This is a genomic window from Limnohabitans sp. (assembly GCF_031539105.1).
GTDB lineage: Bacteria > Pseudomonadota > Gammaproteobacteria > Burkholderiales > Burkholderiaceae_C > Limnohabitans.
In genome coordinates, this window is the sequence record NZ_JAVKLM010000009.1 from 66466 (window position 1) to 91936 (window position 25471).

The window sequence follows — 25471 nt, forward strand, 5'->3', positions numbered from 1 at the left end:
TAGTTTTCGTTTTTTATTCAGCCATGCCTTCGACCACAAAGCGCACGCGTTTGTTGCCCTGCCATTCATCCGCCTCTAAGCGAAACGCCAAATGCGCCAGCGGGGGCAAGGGGTCGACGCGACCAAACCAAATGCCGTCCACCGGCTGACCGTGGTGGCGCAGTTTGAGCGCCAAATGTTTTTCACCCACCAGTCGTTGGCCCAACACCTCCACCTCTTCGCTGAACGTGGGCGGTGCAAAGCCTTGCCCCCACACTTCACGGGCCAAGGTGTCGGCCAACTCGGGGCGGCGGTATTCGGGCAGCAAAGGGCCATCGGTTTCTAAGCGGCGTTGCAAGGTGGCTTCATCCAGCCACTCTTGCGCGACTTGCTGCAGGGCTTCTTCAAAGGTGGCAAGGTTGTCTTCTTCCAAGGTGCAACCCGCCGCCATGGCGTGACCGCCAAAGCGCAGCAGCACTTCGGGGTGACGCTTGGCCACCAAGTCCAACGCATCACGCAAATGAAAGCCGGGGATAGAGCGTCCCGAGCCCTTCAGCTCATGTCCTTTACCCGCCGCTTGGCTAGGCGCAAACACAAACGTGGGTCGATGGTGTAAGTCTTTGAGCTTGGCCGCCACGATGCCCACCACACCCTCGTGAAAGTCGGGGTCGAACACACACAAAGCTGACGGCGGTTCTTCTTCGGGGTCAAACATCTCTTGCGCCAGCTCTAGGGCTTGCTCGCGCATGTCGCCTTCAATCTCGCGGCGCTCGCGGTTGATGCGGTCTAGCTGTGTGGCCAACTCGGTGGCGCGTCCCACGTCGTCGGTGGTGAGGCATTCAATGCCCAGCGTCATGTCTGACAAACGCCCTGCAGCATTGATGCGGGGGCCAAGTGCAAATCCAAAATCTTGCGAGGTGCATTTCTCGCTGGTGCGACCCGCTGCTGCAAACAGCGCGGTCATGCCCGCAGGCATTTGCCCCTTGCGCACACGCGCCAAACCATGGGCCACCAAGCGGCGGTTGTTGGCATCGAGCTTCACCACATCTGCGACTGTGCCCAGCGCAACAAGTGGCAACAAGGTATCTAGTTTTGGCTGTTGCTCCGCTGTGAACACACCGCGTTTTCGCAACTCCGCACGCAAGACCAGCAACACATAAAACATCACACCCACACCGGCGAGCGCTTTGCTTTCAAACGTGCAACCGGGTTGGTTGGGGTTGACGATCGCATCCGCCTCAGGCAACACAGCCGCGGGTAAATGGTGGTCGGTCACCAGCACTTGCAAGCCCAGCCTGCGCGCCGTGGCCACACCCTCCACGCTGGCAATGCCGTTGTCCACGGTGATCAGGACATCCGCACCACTGGCTTTGACGCGCTCGGCAATCGTTGGCGTGAGGCCATAGCCGTCCACCACGCGGTCGGGCACGATGTAGCTCACCTGCTTCGCACCCAGCAAGCGCAAACCGCGCAAGGCGACGGCGCATGCAGTGGCACCGTCACAGTCGTAGTCGGCCACGATGCAGAGTTTTTTATTGGCAGCCATGGCGTCGGCCAACAACACGGCCGCAGCTTCAATACCTTTCAAGCCCGTGGGCGGCAACAAGTGCGCCAGCGATGCATCGAGCGTGGCCGCATCTTGTATGCCGCGTGCGGCATACAAACGCGCCAACAAGGGATGCACACCCGCTTGCTCGAGCGCCCAAATGCTGCGCGGTGGCATGTCGCGTGGGATGAATTGCATGGGCTTAGTCTTTCAAAGGCGCAACGGCCAGCACGGTGTCTAAAGAAGTCGGGGCGAAGTGTGTGCGCACGCGTTGCCACAAGGATGGCGAAGCGCTGTCGTACACATGGAATTCATACTCGCCGCACAACACCAAACGTTGGGTTTCGCCTGCGGCCACGCGCGACAACATGGGTGCGACGACGTGGGCATCGACGTGTTGCCAGCCTTCAAGCCAACCGATGAGGTCTTGTTGCAAAGCACTTGCGCGCAAGGTTTGGATGACGGCAGGCTCTTGCTTGCGACCAGTTGTATCACTAGGAAAAGCGCCCGTGCCGTGTATCCAAAACGAGTTGATGGTCAAGCTCCGACCCTCATTGACGGGATGGGTGTAGAGCAACATTTGCATTTCGTTTTGCAAACGGCGCAACACTTTGGCGGCGGGGCTGAGCGCGTCGGCAGCCACATGGCTGCCCACCAACCACGGGTCGATGTTGCGGCCAATCACACGGTCTAGCGAAGCGGTGGGCAAGTCAGCCAACAACGGCGACTGCGCCAGCCACTGACCAGGCTTGTAAGGGTGCAAGGCAATGCCATCTTCGGCAAAGAAACTTTGCATGGCTTTGAACAACGTGGCGTCTGTGGCGTCGTCGATTTGCAAATACGCGGGGTCACCCAGCGTGACTTGGCCGTTGCTCACATGCCAGTTGCACAGGGTCATGAAGGCCCAGCCGAGTGACGATGCATCCGTCGCTGCAAGGCCGTGCTCAGCCGCCGCACGCGCTGCCCAAGGCAAGCCACCATCGGTCGCAGGCCAGCCGATGGTTTGCGCCCAGGCGCGTTCATGCGGCGGCGATAAGGTGGCCAGCAAGGGCTCTTGCGCCTTGTCCACTTGCACATCCACACGCTGAGCTTGCGCCAGCCAAGCACGCAAATGGGGCAGCTCGGCCTTGGCCAACACCGATGCCTCTGGGCCGTGGGCAGTCCACAACGAAAAGGGAATCAGAGTTGTTTCGCGCGCAGCGTTGAGTGGCGCAGAGGTCAGCACAGAAGTCATAGCCTTGATTGTCCGTGATGCAGCCAGACGCTGCGAAAAGGCATCCTTTCCTCTACGGGATAATCAAGCCCACATGCAACCCACCTCCTCCAAACTCCCCTACGAATTGCTGATTGGCTGGCGTTACACACGCGCGGGTCGCGTGGCAGGCCGCAACGGTTTTATTTCGTTCATTTCGGGCGTGTCCATGCTGGGCATTGCACTGGGGGTGGCAGCGCTCATCATTGTGTTGAGCGTGATGAATGGCTTTCAAAAGGAAGTGCGCGACCGCATGTTGGCCGTGGTGTCGCACGTCGAACTGCTCGCCCCGGGTGGCGAAGGCTTTGCCGATGTGAAGGCGCTCATGGCCCAAGCCAAACAAAACACCGAGGTCATGGCCGCCGCACCCTTCGTGTCACAACAAGCCCTGATGGCGCGTGGCGAAGACATGCGCGGCGCGATGGTGCGCGGCATTGACGCCGAGCCCGAAACACAGGTGAGCGACTTCACCCTACAAATTCCGCCCGAGGTGCGCGCCACCTTGCAGCCTGGCAGCTTCAAGGTGGTGTTGGGTGGCGAGTTGGCCACGTCAATGGGCGTGCGCGTAGGCGACCAAATCACACTGATTGCCCCCGGCGGCCAAGTGACGCCCGCAGGTGTGATGCCGCGCCTCAAACAACTGCATGTGTCGGGCGTTTTTGATTCGGGCCATTACGAATACGACGCCTCTTTGGCACTGCTGCATATCGAAGATACGCAGCGCATCTTCCGCCTCGAAGCGCCCACGGGTGTGCGCCTGAAAATCAAAGACAGCCAGCAAGCTCGCAGCGTGGCTTATGACTTGGCCATGCAGCTTGGCCCCGATGTCATCGTGCGCGACTGGACTCGCCAGAACCGCACTTGGTTTGCGGCAGTGCAAGTGGAAAAACGCATGATGTTCATCATCCTCACACTGATCGTGGCTGTGGCCGCATTCAACCTCGTCACCACCTTGGTGATGACCGTGACCGACAAGCGTGCCGACATTGCCATTTTGCGTACGCTGGGCGCGAGCCCCCAAAGCATCATGGCCATTTTTGTGGTGCAGGGCGCCACGGTAGGTGTGATGGGCACTCTGGGCGGATTGCTGCTGGGCCTGAGCGTGGCATTCAACATTGATGTGATCGTGCCCGCCATTGAACACCTGTTGGGCGCGAGCTTCTTGCCGCGTGACATTTACCTCATCAGCCGCATGCCCAGCGACCCACAAGCAGCCGATATTTGGCCTATCACCCTTATCTCTTTGGTGTTGGCGTTCTTGGCCACCATTTACCCCAGTTGGCGCGCCAGTCGCGTCAACCCGGCTCTTGCCTTGCGCTACGAATGAGGCAAAACATGAACCACGCACCTGTTCTCATAGCCAACCACATCAGCCGTCGTTTCCATGAAGGCCCGCTGGATGTGACCGTGCTGCAAAACGTAGACCTGTCAGTCAACGCTGGCGAAACCTTGGCCATCGTTGGCTCATCGGGCTCGGGCAAAAGCACCTTGTTGCATGTGTTGGGCGGCTTGGACGCGCCCACCGCAGGCACCGTGTCGTTGATGGGTCAACCCTTGGCGGGTTTAAGTGCCAGGGCCTTGGGCGAGCTGCGCAACCAACACTTGGGTTTTGTGTATCAGTTCCACCACCTGCTGCCCGAGTTCAGCGCACTCGACAACGTGGCCATGCCCTTGTGGATTCGCCGCATGGACCGAGCCGCTGCCAGCGCACAAGCGCAGGCCATGCTGGAAGCCGTAGGCCTGGGCCCCCGCATGCACCATCGCCCGGCAGAGCTGTCAGGTGGCGAGCGTCAACGCGTGGCGATTGCCCGCGCTTTGGTGACGCGCCCTGCATGTGTGTTGGCCGACGAACCCACGGGCAACTTAGACCGCAACACCGCAGACAACGTGTTTGCCCTCATGCTGAAACTGGCCCGAGAGCACAACACCGCATTTGTGCTGGTGACGCACGATACCGCTTTGGCTGCGCGTTGCGACCGTCAGTTGCACCTGAGTGCTGGCGTGCTGCAAGCCAGCTGAACCGCAGCGATACGTAAAGCGCTCAGTCACGGACTAAATATTTAGCCGCTGAACAAACGCCCACGCGCGTTTTGTGTGATGGCCGCCACGCAAGGGTGGGAAATTCGGCGCTCCACCGACACCGCAAAAAACTCTTCCACCAGCTCTTCGCTGCGGCCCAACACCTCCACGCCAAATTGCGCCACAGTTTCGTTTTCCAAGATGCTGGGCGACATGAACAGGCCCCGCCCTTCGCGTCCAAACGCGGTCATCAATGCGCCATCGTCAAACTCACCCACCACGCGCGGCTGAATTTTGTGACGCACCAACCAACCATCGAGCTGCTGGCGCACTGAAGAAGACGAGCCTTGAATCAACATGGGCGCGTCGTGCAGACACTGCGGAAATTTGCCTTTCAAAGTGGCGCGCAATGCAGGCGTGCAAAAAAAGCTCATGGGCGTGGTGCCCAACGCGTGGTTAAACGCCTTCACGCTGATGCGCTTAGACAGCGGTTCGTCGGCAATCACCAAATCGAGCCGATGCAACGCCAGCTGCGCCAGCAGGTCTGGAAATTTGCCTTCGCTACCGATCAAGCGCACGGGCTCTGCAATTGACAAAGCGGGCTCGAGCAATCGATACGCCACCGACTTTGCCACCGAATCGGCCACGCCAACCCGAAACTCCAGCGTACGCACCCCTGATTGGGTGTTGGACATGGCGGTTTCTAGCTCTGAACCCAAGGCAAAAATATCGTCGGCGTAGCTGAGTGCCTTGCGCCCGTCTTCGGTCAGCTCGAGCTGGCGACCACTTTTACGAAACAGCTGGCGACCCAAACTTTCTTCCAGCAATTTGATCTGCCCAGACAAGGTTTGCGGCGTGGTGTGTAACTGCTCACCTGCGCGCATGATGCCGCCCGCGCGAGCTGTGACCCAAAAATAGTACAAATGTTTGAAATTCATGACGCTATTAAACTTCGATTTTTTCGAATAAATAAAACAATAAATACGAATTTACACGAAGTAAATTTCTGCGTAAAGTCCTCTCACTACCGATAGGAGGACTCCATGCGTTTAAGTACCAAAAGCCGTTTTGCCGTGACTGCCATGATTGACATGGGCCTGCGCCAGCACCAAGGCCCTGTGTCATTGGCTGCCATTAGCCAGCGCCAACACATCTCAATCTCCTACCTCGAACAAATCTTCAGCAAGATGCGCCAGCATGGCTTGGTGGAAAGCACGCGCGGCCCGGGTGGCGGCTACACCCTCAACCGCGACGCGAATCACATCAGCGTGGCCGACATCATTTATGCAGTGAACAGCCCTGATGAAGCAGAACAGCTGCCCGCCGACGCCGAACAAAACGGCTATGTATCTGCCGAAGAGTTGTGGTCTAGCCTGAACCAAAAAATGGACGACCACATGCAAGCCATCAGCTTGCACAGCCTCATTGCAGCCCAGCTCTCGAAAGGCGGCAGCGCACCCAGCAACAACTCACCCAAGCGCGGTGTGTTTGCGCAAAAGCCAGCTGCATCAACTCTGCCCAAAGTGCCTAACTCAGTCTTTGCGCTGGGCAACGCTTAAGCTCAGTCAGACTGACATTTGCACTGATTCATGTGGATTGACACGCACGCGCACTTAGACGCTGCTGAGTTTGAGACCGACCGCGCTGCCGTGCATCTGCGTGCACGCGCAGCGGGTGTGGCCAAATGCGTGATTCCCGCTGTCGAAGCAAGCAACTTTGACACCGTGCGTTTGCTGGCACATACCCAACAAGACGCCTACGCGCTGGGCATTCACCCGCTCTACACACCTCAAGCCACTGACGCGCATCTGTCGCAACTTGATGCCGCATTGCACGCTCACCGAGATGACCCAAGATTGGTGGCCGTGGGTGAAATTGGCCTCGATGGTTTTGTGCCCGAGCTCAACACACCCGAGGCCTTGGACACACAAAAAAAGTTTTACAAAGCCCAACTCAAGCTGGCCCAACAACACCAGCTCCCCGTCATCTTGCATGTGCGCCGCAGTGCTGACTGGCTGCTCAAAGGTTTGCGCGACACGCCTGTGGTGGGTGGCATTGCCCACGCCTTCAATGGCAGCTTGCAACAAGCCCAAGCCTTCATCGCCTTGGGCTTCAAGCTGGGCTTTGGCGGGGCACTCACGTATGACCGCGCGTTGCAGCTGCGCCGTTTGGCCAGCGAGCTACCGCTCTCAGCCATCGTGCTGGAAACCGACGCGCCTGACATTCCTCCGCACTGGCTCTACACCACCGCCGAGCAACGCGCCGCAGGCCAGCCCCAAGGCCGCAACGAACCTGCCGAGCTGCCACGCATCGCCCAAGTGCTGGCCGACTTACGCGGCATCCCTTTAGACGCGCTGGCGGCAGCCACCAGCGCGAATGCACGAGAAGCCTTGCCACGCCTACAATGAAGGCGTGACTTCATCCATCCTCAACGCCGACCTACACTGCCACTCCGTGGTCTCGGATGGCACGCTGACACCTGAACAATTGGCCGCTCGCGCCAAGGCCAACGGTGTTGAACTTTGGGCTTTAACCGACCACGACGAAGTGGGCGGCCAAGACCGCGCCCTGGCTGCTGCTCACACCCATGGCATGAAGTACCTCACAGGCGTGGAAATCTCCATCACCTTTGCCAACAAAACTGTGCACATCGTGGGCCTCGGATTTGACGCGCACGACCCACAGCTGAACACAGGCTTGCGCCAAACACGCGGCGGCCGTGGTGAACGCGCCAAAGAAATGTCTGAAGGCCTTGCAAAAGTTGGCATTCACGGCGCCTACGAAGGCGCTCTGAAATACGCAGGTAATCACGCGCTAATTTCGCGCACCCACTTTGCACGCTTCCTCGTTGAAACAGGTGTGTGCCAAGACACCAACGAAGTATTTCGTCGCTTCTTGACCGAAGGCAACCCGGGCTTTGTGCCGCACCGCTGGGCTTCGCTCAAAGACGCGGTGCAATGGATTGTTCAGGCCAAAGGCATGGCGGTCATCGCCCACCCAGCGCGCTATGGCTTCACGCCCAATGAAGAATTTGCACTCTTCACCGAATTCAAAAACCACGGCGGCCAAGGTGTCGAAGTGGTCACGGGCAGTCACTCGGTGGCTGAATATGTGACCTATGCCGACATGGCCAAAGAGTTTGACCTCTTCGCCTCACGCGGCAGCGATTTCCACAGTCCCTCGGAGAGTCGCATTGACTTAGGCACCCTGCCTTGGCTGCCCGGCCAACTCACACCCGTGTGGGAAGCGCTCGCACACCGAATTCAATAGTGGCTCAGTTTCTTCAAGTTCACCCCGATAACCCTCAACCCCGTCTGCTCAAGCAAGCGGTGCAGCTGTTAGAGCGTGGCGGCATCGTGGCCGTGCCCACCGATTCCAGTTATGCCTTGGTCTGCCACCTCGACGACAAAGCGGCGGTCGAACACATGCGCCGCATTCGCCAAGTGGACGACAAACATCACCTCACCTTGATGTGCCGAGATTTGTCCGAGCTGGCGAATTACGCCAAGGTGGACAACCGCCAATATCGCTTGCTCAAAGCGGCCACGCCCGGGGCTTACACGTTTATCTTGGAAGCCACCAAGGAAGTACCCCGCCGCGTCAGCCACCCACAACGCAAAACAATCGGCCTGCGCGTGCCATTGAACAAAACCCTGCTCGACTTGCTCGAACTCCACGGGGCACCACTTCTGGCTACCACGCTCATCGCCCCTGGCGAGACCGACCCCATGAACGACGCCGAAGAAATTCGCGACCGGTTTGAGCACGAGCTGGCCGCCGTGATTGACGCCGGCGCTTGCGCGCTAGAACCCACCACCGTGGTTGACCTCACGCCCATGGACGGCGGGGGTGACCCCGAGGTCATCCGCGAAGGACGAGGCCCGCTGAGCACTTTGGGCCTGTAAGCCGCCCCACAGCTAGCCCCAAAGTGTTGAATGCGACAATGACACCGTGAATTTCCCAGAGCTGATTCAAACCATCCTGATCTATGCCTTGCCCGTGGTCTTTGCCATCACGTTGCACGAGGCCGCGCACGGCTACGTGGCGCACAAACTGGGTGACAACACCGCGTGGATGTTGGGCCGAGTCACCTTAAACCCCATACCGCACATCGACCCGTTAGGCACAATTGCGATGCCTGTGTTGCTTTACCTTGCCTCGGGCGGCAACTTTTTGTTTGGCTACGCACGTCCTGTGCCCGTGCGTTTTGGCAATTTGAACTACCCCAAACGCGACATGATTTGGGTGGCGCTGGCGGGACCCGCCATCAACTTCTTTCAAGCACTAGCCTGGTTGTTGGCCTTCTATTTGATGAAGCATTTCGGCGTGACCGAAACCTACTTTTTGAAAATGAGTTTGGCTGGCGTCGTGGTGAACGTGTCGATGTTTGTGTTCAACCTGTTTCCGCTGCCACCGCTTGATGGTGGCCGAGTATTGGTCGGCTTGTTGCCATGGCGCGCCGCAGTGTGGCTGTCCAAGGTTGAGCCCTATGACATTTACATGGTGTTGGCGCTGGTGGCGTTCAACCAACTCGACGATATTTGGATGGGGCCCTTGATGAAGTGGACCGTGTTCGCTTTATCGCTGTTGCTCAGTCCTATTGAATTTTTGTTGCATCCCTGATTTTGAAAAGTAAGCACGATATGAAAGAACGCGTTCTCTCCGGCATGCGCCCCACGGGTGCTTTGCATTTGGGTCACTACCACGGCGCTTTGAAAAACTGGGTGCGTTTGCAGTCCGAGATGGATTGCTACTACTTCGTAGCCGACTGGCACGCCCTCACCACCCACTATGAAAACCGTGAGGTGATTGAGAAGAACGTGTATGAAATGGTCATCGACTGGCTCGCTGCTGGCCTTGACCCCAACGCTTGCACCATCTTTTTGCAAAGTCGCATTCCTGAGCATGCCGAGTTGTTCACACTCTTGGCCATGGGTACCCCGCTGGGATGGCTCGAGCGCGTGCCCACTTACAAAGACCAACAAGAAAAGCTCAAGGACAAAGACCTGTCCACTTATGGCTTCTTGGGCTATCCCTTGCTGCAAGCTGCCGATATTTTGATTTACAAAGCCAAGCATGTGCCTGTGGGCGAAGACCAAGCCAGCCACGTCGAGCTGACGCGCGAAGCCGCACGGCGCTTTAACCACTTGTATGGCCGCGAAATCAACGCCGAAGAAAAAGTCCAAGCTTCACTGGCCAAACTGCCAAAAGACAGCATCAAGCGTTTTGAAAAATCGCGCAAAGCCTACCAAGAGACCGGTGACGCCAAAGCTATGGAAGGTGCGCTTGGCTACATCGCCTCCACGCCCGAGCTCGACGCACAAGACCGCGAGCGACTAGAGGGCTACTTCAAAGGCACAGGTAAAGTCATCTTGACCGAGCCACATGCCCTGCTGACCGAAGCCAGCAAGCTGCCAGGCTTGGACGGCGCGAAGATGAGCAAGAGCTACAACAACTCCATCGCCATTCGCGAAGACCGCGCCACGATTGAACAAAAGGTCAAGCGCATGCCCACCGACCCCGCACGCCAAAAGCGCACCGACGTGGGCAACCCAGACAAATGCCCCGTGTGGCAATTCCACATGGTCTATAGCGATGTGAGTCAACGTGAATGGGTGACACAGGGCTGCAAGACGGCAGGCATTGGTTGCCTAGACTGCAAACAACCCATCATTGAGGCTATCTTGCGCGAGCAGCAACCCATGCTCGAACGCGCAGAGCCTTACATCAGCAACCCCAAGATTGTTCGTGACATCGTCGATGCTGGTACGGATAAAGCACGCATCACAGCTCAGGAAACCATGAAGGAAGTCCGGTCCGCAATGGGGCTAAACTACTAATATTGATTCAGGAGTAATAAAAATGATTATGTACATCATTGACGACCATCCTTTGGTGCGTCAAGCCATCGCCATGTTGTTGCGCCGCATGCGTCCCGCATCGAAAGTCATCGAATTAGAAAAGTTCAGCGAATTGCAAGCAGCCATCATCAAAAATGGTGATCCGGAATTGTTTGTGCTCGACTTGTTGCTCCCCGGCGTCAAAGGCACCTCAGCGGTCAAAGACATCAAAGGCATGTATGCCACCGTACCTTTGGCTGTGATTTCTTCCATGCCTTCTGGCGAAGCTGAAGAAACCTGCATCGAAGCCGGTGCTGACATTTATATCGAAAAGTCCAGCCCTGCCAACGAAATTTCATCAGCCATCCAAGGCCTGTTTGCTGCCGAAAACGGCGACGAAGAGGTGGTGGCCATCGGTGAGACCAAGTTGTCTAAGCGCCAAAAACAACTCATCGTGATGTTGGACCGTGGCTTGAGCAACCGCGACATTGCTGCCGAGTTGGACATCAGCGAACACACGGTGAAGGTTCACTTGTGGCGCTTGTTCCGTCGCTTGGACGTGAAGAGCCGCACACAGACGCTGCACTTTGCACGCATGAACGGCTTGCTGTAAGTAGTCAGCGCTCATCAAACAAAGGCCCCGCAGTTTTTAACTGCGGGGCCTTTGTCATGGTGCAGCCTGCAAGGTGTCACGCACCATCAAGTTCAAGCCTTTGCTGCCTGGCTTCACAGGCGTCAAGCTGACACCGTAGTCACCGGGCTGCGCCATGGCCTGGCCGCTCTTTGAAATGCGCACACGCACCGTCACCTCGTCCATGCCCGAGAGCTTGACCGCGGGATTCATGGCAGTGCTGTCGTCGAGCACAAAGTCAAAAGGCAATTTATCAGCCGTGGTGCGCACGATGGCCACGGGCATGCGTGAGCCTGCCACGGGCGTGGCATACACAAACACCGTGTCGGTAGACGCGACCAAGCCTTGAAGCTCTTTCACCAAAGTCACTCGGCCACTGATGCTGGTAGCGGATAGAGCAGCCTTGCTGACTTGTGTCTCAGCGGCACTGAGCGCGCGAGCGGGAATCGCAGGCAAACCCATCTTGCTACGGGCTTCGGCGATGGCGCGGTCTAACTCGGGTGCATCAGGTGAATCAGCGGGCACCACTTCACGCGCACGCTCCCAGTAGCGCAAGGCGGTGTTGAAATTCATCTCGGCATAAGACGCACTGCCCGCCAAAAACAAAGCGTTCAAGTGGTGCGGATCAGCCGTGAGCACGCGCTGAATGATGGACCAAGGCTCACCCGCAAAGCTGCCGCCGTTCTTTTGCGCCAACACTTCGGCACGCTCAATCAACAGGTTGTCATCGCGACTCAGCGCCAAGGCTTTGGCATAAGCCTCTGCAGCCTCTTCAAAGTGGCCACGCGCACGCTGAACGCGTCCGAGCATGACCCAGCCATCCATGCTGTTGGGTTCGTCTTGCAAACGACGCGTGAGTGCGGTGGCCATCTCGGTCAGTTTTTCTGGCGTCACTTCAGCAGACGTATCCACGCCTTGCTTGAGCGCCATGGGGTCGAGCGCGGCAGGTTCACCCAACACGCTGTACATCAGCAGGGACGATACGGGCACCACAAACACCAGCAAGCCAATGGCCAGCCAAGGCTTGTGCCACAGCACTGCGCCAGAAGCAGCAGGCGCATGAGCCGCAGCCGAATGGGTTGAGCCCTGGGTGCCGACGTCGGCCAACAAGCGTTGCGAGAGTTCATCACGCGCGGCTTTGAGCTCTTCGTAGTTGAGGTTGCCCATCACAAATTCGCGGTCGAGCTCAGCCATTTGGTCGCGATACACCGCGGCGTTGGCTTGGTCGGGGTTGTTGATGGCATCTGCTTGGTGCGCCGCCAAACGTGCACCCTGTTGAGAACCACGCCACAGCGCCACGCTCAACACCAGCATCACCACAGCCATCATGGCCACGGCAACATAAATAAAAGCGAGTGCAGGATTCACATCAACCTTTCAACAGTTGCTTGGCGCGTTCGCGCTCGTGGTCACTCATGGCTGCAGGTGCAGCTAAAGCGCGGCGTTGACGCAAATACACACCGAGGAAGATGGCAGCGATCACCAGCAACACAAACGGACCAAACCACAACACCCAAGTCAAAGGCTTGACCTCGGGGCGGTACAACACAAAGTCGCCGTAACGAGCGACGAGGAAATCTTTGACTTCTTGGTCTGACTTACCTGAACGAATGAGCTCGCGCACTTCGTTGCGCAAGTCGTCGGCCAACTCGGCATGCGAAGAAGCCAAAGATTCGTTTTGGCACACCATGCAGCGCAGCTCTTGCGAGATGTCAACCAAGCGGGCTTCGAGCTTGGGGTCTTCGGCCATAGGCACGGCCTCGCGACCAATGCTTGCAGAAGCAAAAAACACCATGCTGACCGCCATTGCGGCATTCAGAATCAAACGTTTCATGACTTGTTCAACTCCGAAATCAGCGGCAAGATTTTTTCAGCCAACAACGCGGGTGTGACCGCGCCCACAAACTTGTAACGAATCACGCCGGCCTTGTCGATGACGTAGGTCTCGGGCACACCGTACACACCGTAATTGATGCCCACGCGACCATCGAGGTCCATGACTGTGGTGGTGTAGGGGTTGCCGTGGCGCTTGAGCCAGACTTGGCTGCGCTCTCGCGCGAGCTTGAGCTTCTCATCAAATAGGGCTTTGTACGCGGGGTCTTGCGGCTGAATTTCTTTGTAGCTCAGACCCACGATGGGCACTTGGTTTTTTTCTGAAAACGCCACAAGTACCGGATGTTCCTCACGACAGGCCACACACCAAGTGGCCCACACATTGAGCATCCACACTTGGCCTTGCATGTCGATGGGTGAGAACTTGGCGTCGCCTTTGTCTAAGGTAAACAAGGTGAAGTGCGGCGCAGGCTTGCCAATCAAGGGGGAGGGAATTTCACGCGGATCGCGCTTCAAACCCACAGCCAAAAATACAACCAGGCCAAAAAACAAAACCAGCGGTATGAGTACCTTTTTCATTTGCGGTATCTCCGGTCTAGGGAGGCTAACACACCACCAAAGACCATCAGCAACACACCGCCCCACAGCCAAGGAACAAAGGGCTTGTAGTACACGCGCATGCTCCACTCGGTACGGGCATCGTTCAAAGGCTCGCCCAGCGACACATATAAGTCGCGCATGAAGCCCGAATCAATACCCGCTTCTGTCATGGCCATGGCCGATGAAAAATAGCGGCGTTTTTCGGGCTGCAAAATTTCAATGATTTTGTCGTCGCGCAACACCTGCACATCAGCACGCACGGCTTTGTAGTTGGGGCCACGCACTTCGTCGAGTGAATTCAAGCGGAAGGCGTAAGGCGCGATGGTGACCACATCACCAATTTGCATGCGTACATCGCGCTCGACCTCGTAACACTTCACACCGGTAATGCCGATGACCAACACCGCCATCCCTAGGTGAGCCGTGTGTTGCCCCCAGAAAGATGCGCCAATACGGCCGGGCTTGCCCACACGCTCAATGACTTGCTGGGCTGTACCCAAAGCCACCCAGCAACCAAGAAACAAACCAAACACAGCGCCGATGGACCAGCCTCCCAGCACAAACGGCAAAAGCACTGCCAACGCCAGAGCGCCTACAAATGTCCAACGCAACTTGTGCGCAATCTCGCGCACATTCGCATCACGCCAACGCGCCACAGAACCTGGAACCATCAAAAACACGGTGGGCACCAGCAGCGGTGCAAACACGGCATTGAAATAAGGAGGCCCCACCGACAGCTTGCCCATGTTGAGCGCATCAATGATGAGTGGGTAAATCGTGCCCAGCAACACCGCTGCGGTGGCCACCACCAGCAACACGCTGTTGGCCAACAAGAACGACTCACGCGACACCAGCTCCATGCGACCACCCAAGGCCACACGTGGTGCACGCCACGCAAACAGCGTGAGCGAGGCGCCCACCACCACCGCCAGGAACACCAAGATAAACACGCCACGCTTGGGGTCTGACGCAAACGCGTGCACCGAAGTCAACACACCAGAGCGAACCAAGAACGTGCCAAGCAAAGACAAGGAAAAAGCCGCAATGGCCAATAAGACAGTCCAAGCCTTAAAGCTGCCACGCTTCTCGGTCACCATCAACGAGTGAATCAGTGCCGTGCCAACCAACCAAGGCATGAGCGAGGCGTTTTCTACCGGGTCCCAAAACCACCAACCGCCCCAGCCCAATTCGTAATACGCCCACCAAGAACCGAGGCCAATGCCAAAGGTCAAAAATGTCCACGCCACCACCGTCCATGGACGCGACCAACGCGCCCATGCGGCGTCCAGGCGACCGCTCATCAAAGCAGATACCGCAAACGCAAACGCCACGGCCATGCCCACGTAGCCCATGTAGAGCATGGGTGGGTGAATCACCAAGCCTGGGTCTTGCAGCAAGGGATTTAAATCTTTGCCGTCTAAGGCCGCAGGCAGCAGACGCTCAAACGGGTTGGAGGTGGTCAAGATGAACAACAAAAAACCCACCGAAATCAAACCCAACACACCAATCACACGCGCCACCATGTCGAGAGGCAAGCTGCGCGAGAACAACGCCACCGCCACCGTCCACAAGGACAGCAACAACACCCACAGCAAGAGCGAGCCTTCGTGCCCACCCCACACCGCCGCGAATTGGTAGGGCTTGGGCAGCAGCGAGTTGGAATGCTGCGAAACATACAGCACAGAAAAATCGTTGTTTAAAAACGAAGTGGCCAACGCACCAAATGCAAACGCCACCAAGGCAAACTGCAATGCGGCCGTCGGACGCGCCAACGATTGCAAGGTAACTTGCATTTGCGGCTGGCGCACCAAAGTGCCTGCGATGGGCAGCACACCTTGCATCACCGCCACCAAGGCGGCGAGCATGAGTGCGAAATTACCGAGTTCTGGAATCATGGATTGGCCTTAGGGGTTGGCGCTTGCACAGACTTGGCGGCTTTTGCCGCAGCAGCTTGGTCCATCGCGTGTTGGGCTTCGGGTGGCATGTAGTTTTCATCGTGCTTGGCCAGCACCTCGGTGGCCACAAACAAACCGTCGTCCCCCAGCTTGCCCTGCGACACCACGCCTTTGCCTTCTTTGAACAAATCGGGCAACAGGCCCACATAGGTCACGGGCATTTCATGCACAGTGTCGGTGATGACAAAGCGCACGGTGTTGCCATCGCGCACCAAGCTGCCTTCTTTCACCATGCCACCTGCGCGAAAGGTACGACCCTTAGGTGCTTCACCGTTGCTCACTTGCGTGGGCGTGAAGAAAAACACCAAATTGCTTTGAAAGGCATTCAGCACAAAAGCCGCTGCCGCACACAACACCACAATGCCAGCGGCAATCAGTGCAAATCGTTTGGTTCTTGGTTTCATCACATCAATTCTTCAACAGGTAATTGAGCCACCGCCTGCTCGGCTTTCAATTGATTCAGCACAAGGCGATGCGCCCAACGGGCTTGCCACACTTCCACGGCCAATAGCAAAGCCGTCACACCCACGCTGCCCCACACATAGATGGCATAGCCGCCCATGGCCCAAAACTGGCTCCAGCTTTCCCACCTCATGGCTTCACCTCATCGAGTTCATGCACCCAAGTGGCGTGGCTCTCGCGCTGCAAGATGAGCGTGCGCACCCGGTAAAGCACCAAGGCCACGGTGTAAAACCAAAACGCCAAGGCCATGAGCAACATGGCCCACAACATGATGGCCGCCATGCTTGAGCCTTGCGTCACCGACACCGAGGCACCTTGGTGCAAGGTGTTCCACCACTTCACCGAGAAGTAAATGATGGGCACATTGATCGCACCCACGATGGCAATGAGCGCGCCGGCACGGTCGCTGCGGCGCGTGTCGTCAATGGCAGACGTCAAGGCGATGTAGCCCAAGTACAAGAAAAACAAAATCAGCTCAGACGTGAGGCGTGCATCCCACACCCACCAAGCACCCCACATGGGCTTACCCCAGAGCGCACCAGTCCACAGCGACAGAAACGCAAACAACGCACCGGTAGGTGCCAAAGCGCGCGTCATCATGCCCGACAGGCGTGTGTTGAAGGTCAAGCCCAACACACTCCAAAACGCCATGGCCAAGTAAATGACCATCGACATCCAGCTCGCAGGCACGTGCACGAAGATGATGCGGTAGCCCTCGCCTTGCTGAAAGTCAGTAGGCGCTACAGCAAAGCCCAGCCACATACCAGCCAGCATCAGCGCTGTGGCTAACGCGGCAAACCAAGGCCACGCTTTGCCTGCCAAACCATAAAAGGTGTGCGGTGCAGCGTAGTGAAACCAATTGATATTTTTCATTCCAACGCGATCCGTAAAGCCGCTGCACATGCAAACGGGCTGAAAAATGCAGCAGGCAACAACAGGGCCATCAAAATTGAAAAGTGCGCCTGCGCACCCAAACCGCTCGCTTGCGCTTCTACGGCACCTGCACCAAACACCAACACAGGGATGAACAAAGGCAACACCAGCAGCGACAACAACACCCCGCCACCGCGCACACCCAAGGTCAACGCGGCACCAATACCGCCGACCAAAGACAAAATAGGCGTACCCAACAGCAGTGCCAATGTCAGGGTGACCAAGGCCTCCTCCGAGAGGTCAAATTGCAGCCCTAAAACCGGGGCCAATAATACCAACGGCACTCCTGACACCAGCCAATGCGCCAAGAGTTTGGCACTGATCAGTAAGGGCATTGGCGTGGGTGACAAAGCCATTTGCTCCAGCGTGCCGTCGCGGTAATCGGCCTCAAACAAACGCTGCAAAGCCAACATGCTCGACAGCAACGCCCCCACCCACAGCACGCCAGGAGCCACCAAGCGCAAAGTGTTCAGCTCTGGGCCAATGCCCAACGGAAACAAAGCTGCCACCACCACAAAGAAAAACACCGCCGTCAGCACTTCGCTCTTGCGGCGCATGGCCAAGAGCAAATCGCGCCGCAACACGGCCATGAACGCGCCGCCACTCATGCCATGCCTTTCAATCGGTAAGTTTGCACATCGACCGACGCGCCATTGGCGGTGGTCAGTGCGAAAGGTTGATGGCTGGTGAACAGCACCATGCCACCGTCGGCCACATGTTGGGCCAGCAGGCCGCGCAAGCCGTCAACGGCTTTGGCATCCAAGGCCACAAAAGGCTCGTCCAACACCCAAAGCGGCGATTGGCTGGCCAGCAACCGCGCCAAAGCCGTTCGGCGCTTTTGACCTTGCGACATCACGCGTAGCGGCAAATGCTCGCGGCCACGCAAACCCATACGCGCCAAAGCCACCATGGCTTGTGCTTCGCTGAGGGTGCGCCCAGACACTGCGGCATCCGACATGAGGTTTTCTAAAGCCGTCAACTCTTCTTTGAGCGACAAACCGTGGCCTAAATAAAACAGCGACGAACGAAACGCTGCGGCGTTTTGTTGGATGGTTTTGTCATGCCAACACACGTCGCCCGCATCAGCGGGTGACAAGCCGCAGAGGATGCGCAGCAAGCTGGTTTTACCCACACCGTTGTCACCCTCGAGGTGCAAGGCTTGACCTGCTTTCAACTCGAAACAGACATTGGCAAACAACGGCTTGTTGCCTCGGCTGCATGAGAGGTTGGAGACGCGCAGCATAGCTTAAATGAAGGTTCCTGCGCAGGTGAGCACTTGGCCGCCGGTGCTCATCTTGAAACGCGCAATGCCTGCGCTGCGCGTGGTGTTGACACCGCCGAGGTCGAGCTTGCGCACACCGCGCTCGCGCAAGGCTTCAATGCCTTTCCACAAAATCAAATTGTGAGCGTGCAAGTCGCGGCCGGCATCGCTGGTCCAGCCCACTTGGTAGGTGGCAGCTTCGCCGTGAATCAAAAACATCATGCCCGCCACGCGATCGCGGCCCACGTCAGCACGCATGGTCAAAATGGTTTTGGCAGGTTGTTGGCGCGAGGGCACATACAAGTCAAAGAAGTGCAAAGGTAAGCCATGCAAGCCGCGTTGCTCGCGCTGCTGCATTTCCGCGTCTAACAACCACCGGTATTGGCCAGCATTGGTGCCCACGCGGTGGATGGTGAGCTCGGAGTTTTCTGCACCACCCAAGCGGTGACGCCAACGCTTGTCGAGCTGCGCGCGCAACTCGTCCATTGACGGGGTGAGGTCAAGCATCACGGTACTGTGGCCTGTCATCACACGACGCCAGCGCGAGAGGCCAAGCTCTGGGCCTTGCGCCTGTAGCGGCGTGAATGCGACCACACGCAAGTTCTTTAATGGAATGGTTTTCTTGAGTGCTTTGTAAACATGCGCTTTCTCAGCGCCCGAGAACGGCTGCAACCACACTGGCCCCAAGGAGCACAGCGCCATATTGGCCAAGCCGCCTGCAAATCGGCGCACGATGAACTGAGCCAAGGCCACGGGTGCCCCGTCTTGGTCCACATATGCACGCAGCACACCCACACCTAGCGTTTTCATGCACGCCCCGTAAGCCCAGTCTTGTTGCAAGGGTGCAGCGGCGGTGGCATGGTGTGCGTCCCACTCGGGATAGCTCAAGGTGTCCCAGTTGACGTTCATGCGCCTAAAATCCTTGCACCATGTTGAACAAACTTCGCCTTCGCCGACAAGCCGAGACCGTGATGGGTCATCGCTTGGAAGAACCCCGCCTCACGCTGATGTTTGTGCTGTGGGTGTTTGTGTACGTGGGTTTGCCCCTGCTGGCCATTAGTAGCGCGGTGGATTTGCTCATTCAGCAAATCACGGGCAACTGCACCGGTTTTTGGTGCTGGTTTTAAAAGCAAAGCCATCATTGTTTGCACGGCCTTAACGGGGCATGCCGCAAGGCCCCGTGATGCTGACACGAACTTTTTTACCCATGTAAGTGGTGTCAGTAAAAGCCGTCACGATCACTGTGGCTTGCTCAATGCGAATCTCTGACTCTGCGCCCGTGACCTTGTGTTTGCGAAACGCGCCCATTTCTTTAGCCGTCGTTAAGTTTTTACCTGTGTACTCTTCGGTGGCCAAGCTGTTGGCGACCAACATATAAGGTTCGGGGCCGTTCATCTTGAGAAAGATGTTTTTGCCCATGGATTGAATTTCAATCACGACTTTTTGCGGTTTGATCTTGAGGTCATCCATGGCTGGAATGACGCCCTCCACCTCACATGGCATTTTGAAAGTCTGGGCATACACAGGCGCAACAAAAACAGCCATGCACAACAGTGTGGCTTGCAGCAAACGGGTGAGGTTCATGGTCATGGTTCCCATTCTAAGAAGACTGAGACGGCGCATCGGTCTTGCGGTGCGCTACGCGCTGAGCGCGGTAAATGCCGTTGTGCCCCGAGCACACATAGCTAATCACACAAGCCAGCGCGGCAAACACACCAATCTCTGCGCCAAATAACTCCATGGCCATCAAGGTCGAGGCGATGGGCGTGTTAGCAGCCCCTGCAAACACAGCCACAAAACCCACCGCGGCGAGCAATGCAAATGGCACATCGAGCAAGGGTGCCAAGGCATTGCCTAAGGTCGCGCCGATGAAAAACAAAGGCGTCACTTCGCCGCCTTTAAAACCTGAACCCAGCGAAGCAATGGTGAACACCATCTTGCCCAAAAAGTCAGTCGGCGCGAGTGGGTGGGCAAACGCTTCCACCATCACGGGAATGCCCAAACCGATGTAGCGGTCAAAACTACCCCACATCACCACGGCGGCGATCACCGCGCCTCCTAGCAAAGGGCGTAACGGTGCGTAGGCGATGTGCTTTTTCATCAGGTCACTCAGCGCGTGCGTGCTGTTGGCAAACAGCTTGCCGGTTAAACCAAACACTGCGCCTGCCAACACCATGGCCGCCAACAACCACGCTGTGATTTGTGGCACCAAGCCCACTTCGTACTGCGTGTGTTGCACGCCCCACAACAAGCCCACTTGATCGGCCAGCACAGCCGCCATGACACAGGGCAACAAAGCCTCGAGACGCATGCGACCAATGGCCAGCACCTCTAAGGCAAATACCGCGCCCGCCAAGGGTGTGCCAAACACCGAAGCAAAGCCTGCGCTGATGCCAGCCATCAACACCATGCGGCGGTCCGCCGCATTGAGCTTAAATAAGTGGGTGAGCTGGTCAGCCAAAGCGCCGCCCATTTGCACGGCAGTGCCTTCACGTCCGACCGACGCGCCAAACAAATGCGACACCACCGTACTGACCAACACAAACGGAGCCATGCGCAGCGTCACTACTTTTTTGGGGTCGTGAATTTCGTCAATCAGCAAGTTGTTGCCGGCCTCAACGTGCTGACCAAACTTGAGATACACCCAGCCCACCAAGAAACCCGCCACGGGCAAGCCCCAAATCAGCCAACGGTTGGCTTCGCGGGTCAGGGTAGCCCAATCAAGCGCAAAGAGAAACAGGGCTGAGGCTGAGCCGGCAAGAACAGCCACCAACGTCGCCAAGGCCAACGCCTTCAAGACATATTTAAAGAGATCGATCGACGCGTGGCGACTAAACAAGTGCATGGGCGTATTTTGGCCCATTCACAAACTCAGCAAGCGTTACAGATAATCCTTTAAACCCGTATAAATCGACATCGCTGTCGTGCCAGCGGCTATGAGGCTGCCACCTATTTCTTCTATTTTTTGAATCTTCTCGTGCATGTCCATTGGCGAAGTACTGCCATTTGAAAACTTTGACACGAGGGCGCTTAAAAACGGCCCGTCTTTCTTTTTCACCACCCGATGAGCTCTGTGATAAGCCACTCCGCCCAACAGCATGCCCGTTAAGAAGCTGAGCGTGATGCTGGCTGCATACTCCAAAAACTCGCGCCACTCAATCATGCTTTGCGGCAGGATGGGCGTGTGGTCTACCCAAGCCGTGATGGCGCTCATGCCAATCACAGACGAAGCGGCCAAAAACGCCGTCGCAATGAACCACCCCAACAGCGAACGCTTTTGTGTCTTAAATAGGTAAAAAGCAAAAGGTAAGGGCAATGCCACAGAGGCTATTCGCAAATAAAGCATGTTGATGTCGTAAATCACGACGATCAATGCGTGCGCCAACAAAAGCAAAGCCAAGGGGATGAAGATGAACTGCCCCACGTCTGTGATCAACCGCCAAGGTGTGGCTTCTTTTTTATCCATGCGTGACCGCTCAGCGACCAACAACGCCTCTAGCTCATCCACCCTGGCTTGTAATTCAACCGGGTCTTGATGCTCGGCCAGTTTTGTTTCCAGCTCTTTGACTTTTTCAAGCAACGGACGGAACAAATACAAATCACGTGTGCAAACCTTGCACACATTGGCTTTGTCATCAACTGCGCTGAGACAGTACACGCACTGCATTACTTAACAACCACCAAAGTCATCACGGTATTGGATTCACGACCATCAACATCTTTCACGGTGATCTTCACTGCGTGTTCACCGGGTGGCACTTCGGCTTTTGCAAAGTCAATGCCGTTTTCTGTGATTGCCCCTTTAAGGCGCGGTGTCAAATCAACTGCCGTGGCCTTGAGGTAAGTCACCTTCACAGCCGAGGCATCGATCTTGTTGCCGCCACGGCTTTCAAACACCACCTTCAAATCGAACGGGCCTTTGATTTCTGGTGCAGTCACATCAGGAGAAATCACCTTGATACCAGGGCCACGCGCAATGCCACGGGTCTTAAGCTCGCCGCTGGCGGCTGGCATTTGCGCTTCTTTGGGCGTGATCAAAGGCGCTGCCATGACGGTGACCGCGGTCAAGGCGAATGACATGCCCAAAGCACACATGATTAGATTTTTTTTCAACATACCAACTTTCTTTTATGAAATGAACTCAATCCCCAACCACCACAAACGGAGCCCAGAACAAGGGGTGCGCATAAGAATATTGGCTTTTCCCCTTAGCGTCTTGAGACCCAGAGCCTAAGTTATCAATCATGTTAACCATAGAGGCTTGCAAATACTCCGCCTTGTTTTGGCCTTGCTTTTGCTGCTGTCGTTTGAACATATCTGTCATCAACTTACGGGCTGCTTCGGAGTCCACCGGCCAGTTTGACACCAACAAGGCCCGCGCGCCTGCATAGAAAAAAGCGCGTCCCAAACCAGACACAGCCTCAGCACCCGCACCTTCGCCAGAAGCGGTGTTACAAGCAGACAAAACCACCCAATCGGCATTGAGTTTGAGGGTCAAGATTTTTTCCATGGTCAGCAAGCCATCGCCTTTGACCTCACCCGTCACACTGGGCGCACTCAAAGCTAAGGCGGGTTGTGACAAACCATCCAGCTCTCCGGGAACCAAACCGTGTGTGGCAAACATGACCACTTGTCGCTTGGACAAGTCCATTTCCATCACACGGGCCACACTGGCATCTTTGTTGAGAAAGATGTCTTGGCTTGGATCCGCCGAGAGGGCTTTGCCAATTTCTTGCAACTCTTCTTTGGTGTCGGGCAAGCGCGGTAGCAATGCCAGCTCTGCACTGCTGACACCTGCCGTCTTGGGTGCGCTGCGCAATTTGAGTGGAATACCGCGTGTGGCCATTTGATTACCCGCACGGGCCGCTGTGTTGGCTGCGATCTTGGCTTGCTCATCGCTGAAAAATGGATCACCAAAACCCACAAATGTGCGGCGATCCGTCGGTGGTGCTGGCAAATTGCGCAACGCAGCCAAGGCGGTGACCGAAGGCAACTGGGCCACAGCAATGTCTTTGATCAACCAAGCCGTTTTACGGTACTCCGTAAAGTCGCCACCCTTGGCTTTGGCAGGCTGCGCATCTAGCTTCGTGGTGAGAAGAGCCAATGGCAGCTGGCCGAGCTCGGCGTGCGGCACGGTCAGCATGACTTTTTTGCCCTGTAACGCGGTGTGCACTGGCTCCAAAATGGTGTTGTACAAGCTGTTGGATAACGCCACATCAAAGGCAGGAATCTCGTCAATCGTTGCAACGCCAGCATCGAGTGACTTTCGCAGTTTGCTCACAATCTCAGCCATTTTTTCCCGGCCCAAAGGGAAGCTGTGAAATTGAGGGGCGCCCGTTTTGGTAATGGCCCAAACAAAACCCTCTTTTTCAGCAAAGTACCACGACACCAACACCTCATCGGGCTTTAACAGCTGACGCGTGCGCTCGATCGTGGATGGCTTGGGGTTGACCAAGTCGGCATAGTCTGGGAATTTTTGTTCAATCTCTTTGCGAAATTTTTCGCGATCCGCTTTAACTTGGACGATGTCAATTCTTAACTTAGCCTGAATTGCTGGCAACTGCTGCTCTGTTGGCGCAGACATAAGCCCTGTTAACACGCCCTCTAAAGATGCCGCACGGCGCTGCGCATCTTGTTCTTTTCGGGCTAAGGCTGCCAACTGTGGGTCTTTGATATTGGCACGCGCTGCGCTCGCATTGAGTGCGCGTTGCACACTACTGCCTCGCGCTAAATCTGCAAGGCTAAAGGCTTCTGCGGCAACTTGAACCGCAATTTGTGGATGAGTTTTGGTTTGTTTTGCCAACAAAGAAATGTTGTCTTCCAATATTAAGACAGTGCGCTCTTGTTGCTTGGTCGAAGCGGTTTGATTTTCAGCATCGTTACGTACACGATCAATCAACTTGGGCATGACCTTGTGATACATCTCACGTGCTTGGTCATCTTTGCCTGTGGCGTGAATGGCCATGGCGTTGAAGGCTTGCAAGTAATTTAGACGACCTTCTGACACATTCTCTTTTTTGGTGGCTGCAGTGAGCATTTCGTGCGTCATCGCATGCGCATCATTACCCTTGCCCAGTTTGAGCATGGCGATAACCCAATCTAAGTCAGCGGCTGAAATGTTGTGGCCCTCTTGCTTGGTATGGGCAATGTCGGCCTTCATTTTTGAAAAGACCTTGTCCGCGTCGGCATATTTGCGATCGGACACCAAGGCAGCACCTAAAGCTTTGCGGCTATTGACCAGCGATAAGGATTCATCGGAAGCGCCACTAGCTTCAAAGGTTTTGATCGCCTCTTGTGCCAACAGCACCGCCTCAGCAGGCCTACCTTGCTCAGAAATAATCCGTGCAAGTCGGTTCAGAGCAGAACCGACCTCTACAGAATTGCGGCTAAATGTTTTGAGAGCCAAGTCCAAAGCCTCTCGGACTTGAGTTTCGGCATCGACAAGACGGCCTTGCATCATGATGGAGTGCGCCAAATCGAGCTGTCGTGCAATTTTGAATTGCTTTGTATTTTTCAACGATCTAGCGGCACGCTCCTGATCAGGACTAGGTGGGGAATTTGACTCACGTTCAAAACGCTCAGTCATCACCTCCATTTTGCGAATACTCAATCGCGATGAACGTTCCGCTTCTATCCAGCGACCTTGCGCCATGAAATTGAAAGAGCGAGCGGCATCAAGATCAGACTCCCAAGATGGGCCAAGATTGGTGAAATTAGGACTTCTCCTTAGCAACACCATTGAGCTATCCGCGTCTCGCAACGCAGTCTCCGAAGCCTCAAAATTACCTGCTTGTGAATAAGACCCGACCAATAACCTGTTGGTTGACATGTAAAAACCAAAAAGTGATTGGGGTATAGCGGCCTTAGCTTGCTCAAACGCGGTGATCGCGTTTTTTAAATTTCCGCCTCTTGATTCATAAATACCTAAGTCAAGCATTGCCTCGAGGTGTGATCGTGGGCTCTTACTTTTGTATTTGTCCGTCGCCGATTTGATATCAACAATTGCAAGGTCATTTCGACCAATCATTTGATAAGCCGTTGCACGCTGCTTGTAATAAACATGCATTTGCTCTACATCTGAGCCATCGGGGACCGGACTGGCTATGGTTGCTTTTGCCTTAGCAAGTACTTCAGGATCTGACTTGGTACGCTCAACAGCG

The 25471-nt window shown here is 56.1% G+C and carries 28 protein-coding genes; 10 read left to right on the forward strand and 18 right to left on the reverse strand.

The annotated features are described in order from the left end of the window. Positions 1 to 13: 13 nt before the first annotated feature. Together recJ and RMR24_RS02215 are read right to left on the reverse strand one after the other, a co-directional pair. Positions 14 to 1723 (reverse strand): single-stranded-DNA-specific exonuclease RecJ, encoded by a 1710-nt coding sequence (gene recJ / locus RMR24_RS02210; RefSeq protein ID WP_310613460.1) that lies wholly within the window; start codon positions 1721 to 1723, stop codon positions 14 to 16. Between the two features lie 4 nt (positions 1724 to 1727). Continuing rightward, positions 1728 to 2759 carry a phosphoglycerate mutase gene (locus tag RMR24_RS02215; protein ID WP_310613461.1) on the reverse strand — a complete coding sequence of 344 codons (1032 nt, stop codon included), beginning with the start codon at positions 2757 to 2759 and terminating at the stop codon, positions 1728 to 1730. A 73-nt stretch (positions 2760 to 2832) separates the two neighbouring features. Between RMR24_RS02215 and RMR24_RS02220 the strand changes: the two genes are divergently transcribed. Beyond that, on the forward strand, positions 2833 to 4104 hold the full coding sequence (locus tag RMR24_RS02220; RefSeq protein WP_310613462.1) for a lipoprotein-releasing ABC transporter permease subunit: 1272 nt from the start codon (positions 2833 to 2835) through the stop codon (positions 4102 to 4104). A gap of 8 nt (positions 4105 to 4112) precedes the next feature. After that, on the forward strand, positions 4113 to 4796 hold the full coding sequence (lolD, locus tag RMR24_RS02225; protein WP_310613463.1) for a lipoprotein-releasing ABC transporter ATP-binding protein LolD: 684 nt from the start codon (positions 4113 to 4115) through the stop codon (positions 4794 to 4796). A gap of 41 nt (positions 4797 to 4837) precedes the next feature. Here lolD and nhaR read toward each other — a convergent pair whose 3' ends face one another. Then, positions 4838 to 5734, reverse strand: a complete 897-nt coding sequence (gene nhaR, locus RMR24_RS02230; protein ID WP_310613464.1) for a transcriptional activator NhaR — start codon at positions 5732 to 5734, stop codon at positions 4838 to 4840. A gap of 105 nt (positions 5735 to 5839) precedes the next feature. Here nhaR and RMR24_RS02235 point away from each other — a divergent pair, with 105 nt between their 5' ends. Genes RMR24_RS02235 through RMR24_RS02265 form a run of 7 tightly spaced genes read left to right on the forward strand, consistent with a single transcriptional unit; the run spans position 5840 to position 11249 of the window. Continuing rightward, positions 5840 to 6355, forward strand: coding sequence for an Rrf2 family transcriptional regulator (locus RMR24_RS02235; protein ID WP_310613465.1), 516 nt, complete (start codon positions 5840 to 5842; stop codon positions 6353 to 6355). A 30-nt stretch (positions 6356 to 6385) separates the two neighbouring features. Further along, positions 6386 to 7204: a TatD family hydrolase gene (locus RMR24_RS02240; RefSeq protein WP_310613466.1), complete on the forward strand. Its 819-nt coding sequence runs from the start codon at positions 6386 to 6388 to the stop codon at positions 7202 to 7204. 4 nt (positions 7205 to 7208) lie between these two features. Beyond that, positions 7209 to 8066 (forward strand): 3',5'-nucleoside bisphosphate phosphatase, encoded by an 858-nt coding sequence (locus tag RMR24_RS02245; RefSeq protein ID WP_310613467.1) that lies wholly within the window; start codon positions 7209 to 7211, stop codon positions 8064 to 8066. Then, entirely contained in the window at positions 8066 to 8701 is a 636-nt protein-coding gene (locus tag RMR24_RS02250; protein ID WP_310613468.1) for an L-threonylcarbamoyladenylate synthase, read from the forward strand. The genes RMR24_RS02245 and RMR24_RS02250 overlap by 1 nt, the downstream gene beginning before the upstream one ends. A gap of 46 nt (positions 8702 to 8747) precedes the next feature. Beyond that, entirely contained in the window at positions 8748 to 9419 is a 672-nt protein-coding gene (locus tag RMR24_RS02255) for a site-2 protease family protein (protein ID WP_310613469.1), read from the forward strand. A 20-nt stretch (positions 9420 to 9439) separates the two neighbouring features. Then, positions 9440 to 10636: a tryptophan--tRNA ligase gene (locus RMR24_RS02260; RefSeq protein WP_310613470.1), complete on the forward strand. Its 1197-nt coding sequence runs from the start codon at positions 9440 to 9442 to the stop codon at positions 10634 to 10636. A 22-nt stretch (positions 10637 to 10658) separates the two neighbouring features. After that, positions 10659 to 11249, forward strand: a complete 591-nt coding sequence (locus RMR24_RS02265; RefSeq protein WP_310613471.1) for a response regulator transcription factor — start codon at positions 10659 to 10661, stop codon at positions 11247 to 11249. 54 nt (positions 11250 to 11303) lie between these two features. Here RMR24_RS02265 and ccmI read toward each other — a convergent pair whose 3' ends face one another. Genes ccmI through RMR24_RS02315 form a run of 10 tightly spaced genes read right to left on the reverse strand, consistent with a single transcriptional unit; the run spans position 11304 to position 19220 of the window. Then, positions 11304 to 12635, reverse strand: a complete 1332-nt coding sequence (ccmI, locus tag RMR24_RS02270) for a c-type cytochrome biogenesis protein CcmI (RefSeq protein ID WP_310613472.1) — start codon at positions 12633 to 12635, stop codon at positions 11304 to 11306. Between the two features lies 1 nt (position 12636). Beyond that, the gene (locus tag RMR24_RS02275; protein WP_310613473.1) at positions 12637 to 13101 is read right to left on the reverse strand and encodes a cytochrome c-type biogenesis protein; all 465 of its coding nucleotides are present in this window, start codon (positions 13099 to 13101) and stop codon (positions 12637 to 12639) included. Next, entirely contained in the window at positions 13098 to 13679 is a 582-nt protein-coding gene (locus RMR24_RS02280) for a DsbE family thiol:disulfide interchange protein (protein ID WP_310613474.1), read from the reverse strand. The genes RMR24_RS02275 and RMR24_RS02280 overlap by 4 nt, the downstream gene beginning before the upstream one ends. Next, the gene (locus RMR24_RS02285; RefSeq protein WP_310613475.1) at positions 13676 to 15595 is read right to left on the reverse strand and encodes a heme lyase CcmF/NrfE family subunit; all 1920 of its coding nucleotides are present in this window, start codon (positions 15593 to 15595) and stop codon (positions 13676 to 13678) included. The genes RMR24_RS02280 and RMR24_RS02285 overlap by 4 nt, the downstream gene beginning before the upstream one ends. Next, positions 15592 to 16059: a cytochrome c maturation protein CcmE gene (ccmE, locus tag RMR24_RS02290; RefSeq protein WP_310613476.1), complete on the reverse strand. Its 468-nt coding sequence runs from the start codon at positions 16057 to 16059 to the stop codon at positions 15592 to 15594. Before ccmE ends, RMR24_RS02285 begins: the two co-directional genes overlap by 4 nt. Then, complete coding sequence (gene ccmD, locus RMR24_RS02295; protein WP_310613477.1) at positions 16059 to 16250, reverse strand: heme exporter protein CcmD; 192 nt, start codon at positions 16248 to 16250, stop codon at positions 16059 to 16061. The genes ccmE and ccmD overlap by 1 nt, the downstream gene beginning before the upstream one ends. Beyond that, the gene (ccmC, locus tag RMR24_RS02300) at positions 16247 to 16990 is read right to left on the reverse strand and encodes a heme ABC transporter permease CcmC (protein ID WP_310613478.1); all 744 of its coding nucleotides are present in this window, start codon (positions 16988 to 16990) and stop codon (positions 16247 to 16249) included. Before ccmC ends, ccmD begins: the two co-directional genes overlap by 4 nt. Beyond that, positions 16987 to 17658: a heme exporter protein CcmB gene (gene ccmB / locus RMR24_RS02305; protein WP_310613479.1), complete on the reverse strand. Its 672-nt coding sequence runs from the start codon at positions 17656 to 17658 to the stop codon at positions 16987 to 16989. Before ccmB ends, ccmC begins: the two co-directional genes overlap by 4 nt. Beyond that, entirely contained in the window at positions 17655 to 18293 is a 639-nt protein-coding gene (gene ccmA, locus RMR24_RS02310) for a cytochrome c biogenesis heme-transporting ATPase CcmA (protein ID WP_310613480.1), read from the reverse strand. Before ccmA ends, ccmB begins: the two co-directional genes overlap by 4 nt. Positions 18294 to 18296: 3 nt before the next feature. Next, entirely contained in the window at positions 18297 to 19220 is a 924-nt protein-coding gene (locus RMR24_RS02315; RefSeq protein ID WP_310613481.1) for a GNAT family N-acetyltransferase, read from the reverse strand. A 20-nt stretch (positions 19221 to 19240) separates the two neighbouring features. Here RMR24_RS02315 and RMR24_RS02320 point away from each other — a divergent pair, with 20 nt between their 5' ends. Next, positions 19241 to 19438 carry a hypothetical protein gene (locus RMR24_RS02320; RefSeq protein ID WP_310613482.1) on the forward strand — a complete coding sequence of 66 codons (198 nt, stop codon included), beginning with the start codon at positions 19241 to 19243 and terminating at the stop codon, positions 19436 to 19438. Positions 19439 to 19466: 28 nt separating this feature from the next. Here the strand turns inward: RMR24_RS02320 and RMR24_RS02325 are convergent, their stop codons facing one another. Genes RMR24_RS02325 through RMR24_RS02345 form a run of 5 tightly spaced genes read right to left on the reverse strand, consistent with a single transcriptional unit; the run spans position 19467 to position 24897 of the window. Then, positions 19467 to 19901 (reverse strand): hypothetical protein, encoded by a 435-nt coding sequence (locus tag RMR24_RS02325; RefSeq protein ID WP_310613483.1) that lies wholly within the window; start codon positions 19899 to 19901, stop codon positions 19467 to 19469. Positions 19902 to 19911: 10 nt separating this feature from the next. Then, entirely contained in the window at positions 19912 to 21156 is a 1245-nt protein-coding gene (locus RMR24_RS02330) for a voltage-gated chloride channel family protein (protein WP_310613484.1), read from the reverse strand. A 36-nt stretch (positions 21157 to 21192) separates the two neighbouring features. Then, positions 21193 to 21978, reverse strand: coding sequence for a hypothetical protein (locus tag RMR24_RS02335; RefSeq protein ID WP_310613485.1), 786 nt, complete (start codon positions 21976 to 21978; stop codon positions 21193 to 21195). Further along, a complete protein-coding gene (locus RMR24_RS02340; protein WP_310613486.1) occupies positions 21978 to 22427 on the reverse strand; it encodes a hypothetical protein in 450 nt (149 codons plus the stop codon). Before RMR24_RS02340 ends, RMR24_RS02335 begins: the two co-directional genes overlap by 1 nt. A gap of 25 nt (positions 22428 to 22452) precedes the next feature. Continuing rightward, complete coding sequence (locus RMR24_RS02345) at positions 22453 to 24897, reverse strand: CHAT domain-containing tetratricopeptide repeat protein (RefSeq protein ID WP_310613487.1); 2445 nt, start codon at positions 24895 to 24897, stop codon at positions 22453 to 22455. Positions 24898 to 25471: the final 574 nt, after the last annotated feature.

What these genes read in the sequence shown, in the direction of transcription:
- RMR24_RS02335 (WP_310613485.1), bottom strand. Translation starts at nt 21,978, where the DNA reads ATGCAGTGCGTGTACTGTCTCAGCGCAGTTGATGACAAAGCCAATGTG.
- RMR24_RS02240 (WP_310613466.1), top strand. Translation starts at nt 6,386, where the DNA reads ATGTGGATTGACACGCACGCGCACTTAGACGCTGCTGAGTTTGAGACC.
- RMR24_RS02260 (WP_310613470.1), top strand. Translation starts at nt 9,440, where the DNA reads ATGAAAGAACGCGTTCTCTCCGGCATGCGCCCCACGGGTGCTTTGCAT.
- ccmE (WP_310613476.1), bottom strand. Translation starts at nt 16,059, where the DNA reads ATGAAACCAAGAACCAAACGATTTGCACTGATTGCCGCTGGCATTGTG.
- RMR24_RS02320 (WP_310613482.1), top strand. Translation starts at nt 19,241, where the DNA reads ATGTTGAACAAACTTCGCCTTCGCCGACAAGCCGAGACCGTGATGGGT.
- RMR24_RS02235 (WP_310613465.1), top strand. Translation starts at nt 5,840, where the DNA reads ATGCGTTTAAGTACCAAAAGCCGTTTTGCCGTGACTGCCATGATTGAC.
- RMR24_RS02330 (WP_310613484.1), bottom strand. Translation starts at nt 21,156, where the DNA reads ATGCACTTGTTTAGTCGCCACGCGTCGATCGATCTCTTTAAATATGTC.
- RMR24_RS02325 (WP_310613483.1), bottom strand. Translation starts at nt 19,901, where the DNA reads ATGACCATGAACCTCACCCGTTTGCTGCAAGCCACACTGTTGTGCATG.
- RMR24_RS02280 (WP_310613474.1), bottom strand. Translation starts at nt 13,679, where the DNA reads ATGAAAAAGGTACTCATACCGCTGGTTTTGTTTTTTGGCCTGGTTGTA.
- RMR24_RS02275 (WP_310613473.1), bottom strand. Translation starts at nt 13,101, where the DNA reads ATGAAACGTTTGATTCTGAATGCCGCAATGGCGGTCAGCATGGTGTTT.
- ccmB (WP_310613479.1), bottom strand. Translation starts at nt 17,658, where the DNA reads ATGAGTGGCGGCGCGTTCATGGCCGTGTTGCGGCGCGATTTGCTCTTG.
- recJ (WP_310613460.1), bottom strand. Translation starts at nt 1,723, where the DNA reads ATGCAATTCATCCCACGCGACATGCCACCGCGCAGCATTTGGGCGCTC.
- ccmC (WP_310613478.1), bottom strand. Translation starts at nt 16,990, where the DNA reads ATGAAAAATATCAATTGGTTTCACTACGCTGCACCGCACACCTTTTAT.
- RMR24_RS02285 (WP_310613475.1), bottom strand. Translation starts at nt 15,595, where the DNA reads ATGATTCCAGAACTCGGTAATTTCGCACTCATGCTCGCCGCCTTGGTG.
- RMR24_RS02345 (WP_310613487.1), bottom strand. Translation starts at nt 24,897, where the DNA reads ATGACTGAGCGTTTTGAACGTGAGTCAAATTCCCCACCTAGTCCTGAT.
- RMR24_RS02220 (WP_310613462.1), top strand. Translation starts at nt 2,833, where the DNA reads ATGCAACCCACCTCCTCCAAACTCCCCTACGAATTGCTGATTGGCTGG.
- lolD (WP_310613463.1), top strand. Translation starts at nt 4,113, where the DNA reads ATGAACCACGCACCTGTTCTCATAGCCAACCACATCAGCCGTCGTTTC.
- nhaR (WP_310613464.1), bottom strand. Translation starts at nt 5,734, where the DNA reads ATGAATTTCAAACATTTGTACTATTTTTGGGTCACAGCTCGCGCGGGC.
- RMR24_RS02315 (WP_310613481.1), bottom strand. Translation starts at nt 19,220, where the DNA reads ATGAACGTCAACTGGGACACCTTGAGCTATCCCGAGTGGGACGCACAC.
- ccmA (WP_310613480.1), bottom strand. Translation starts at nt 18,293, where the DNA reads ATGCTGCGCGTCTCCAACCTCTCATGCAGCCGAGGCAACAAGCCGTTG.
- RMR24_RS02265 (WP_310613471.1), top strand. Translation starts at nt 10,659, where the DNA reads ATGATTATGTACATCATTGACGACCATCCTTTGGTGCGTCAAGCCATC.
- RMR24_RS02340 (WP_310613486.1), bottom strand. Translation starts at nt 22,427, where the DNA reads ATGTTGAAAAAAAATCTAATCATGTGTGCTTTGGGCATGTCATTCGCC.
- RMR24_RS02215 (WP_310613461.1), bottom strand. Translation starts at nt 2,759, where the DNA reads ATGACTTCTGTGCTGACCTCTGCGCCACTCAACGCTGCGCGCGAAACA.
- ccmD (WP_310613477.1), bottom strand. Translation starts at nt 16,250, where the DNA reads ATGAGGTGGGAAAGCTGGAGCCAGTTTTGGGCCATGGGCGGCTATGCC.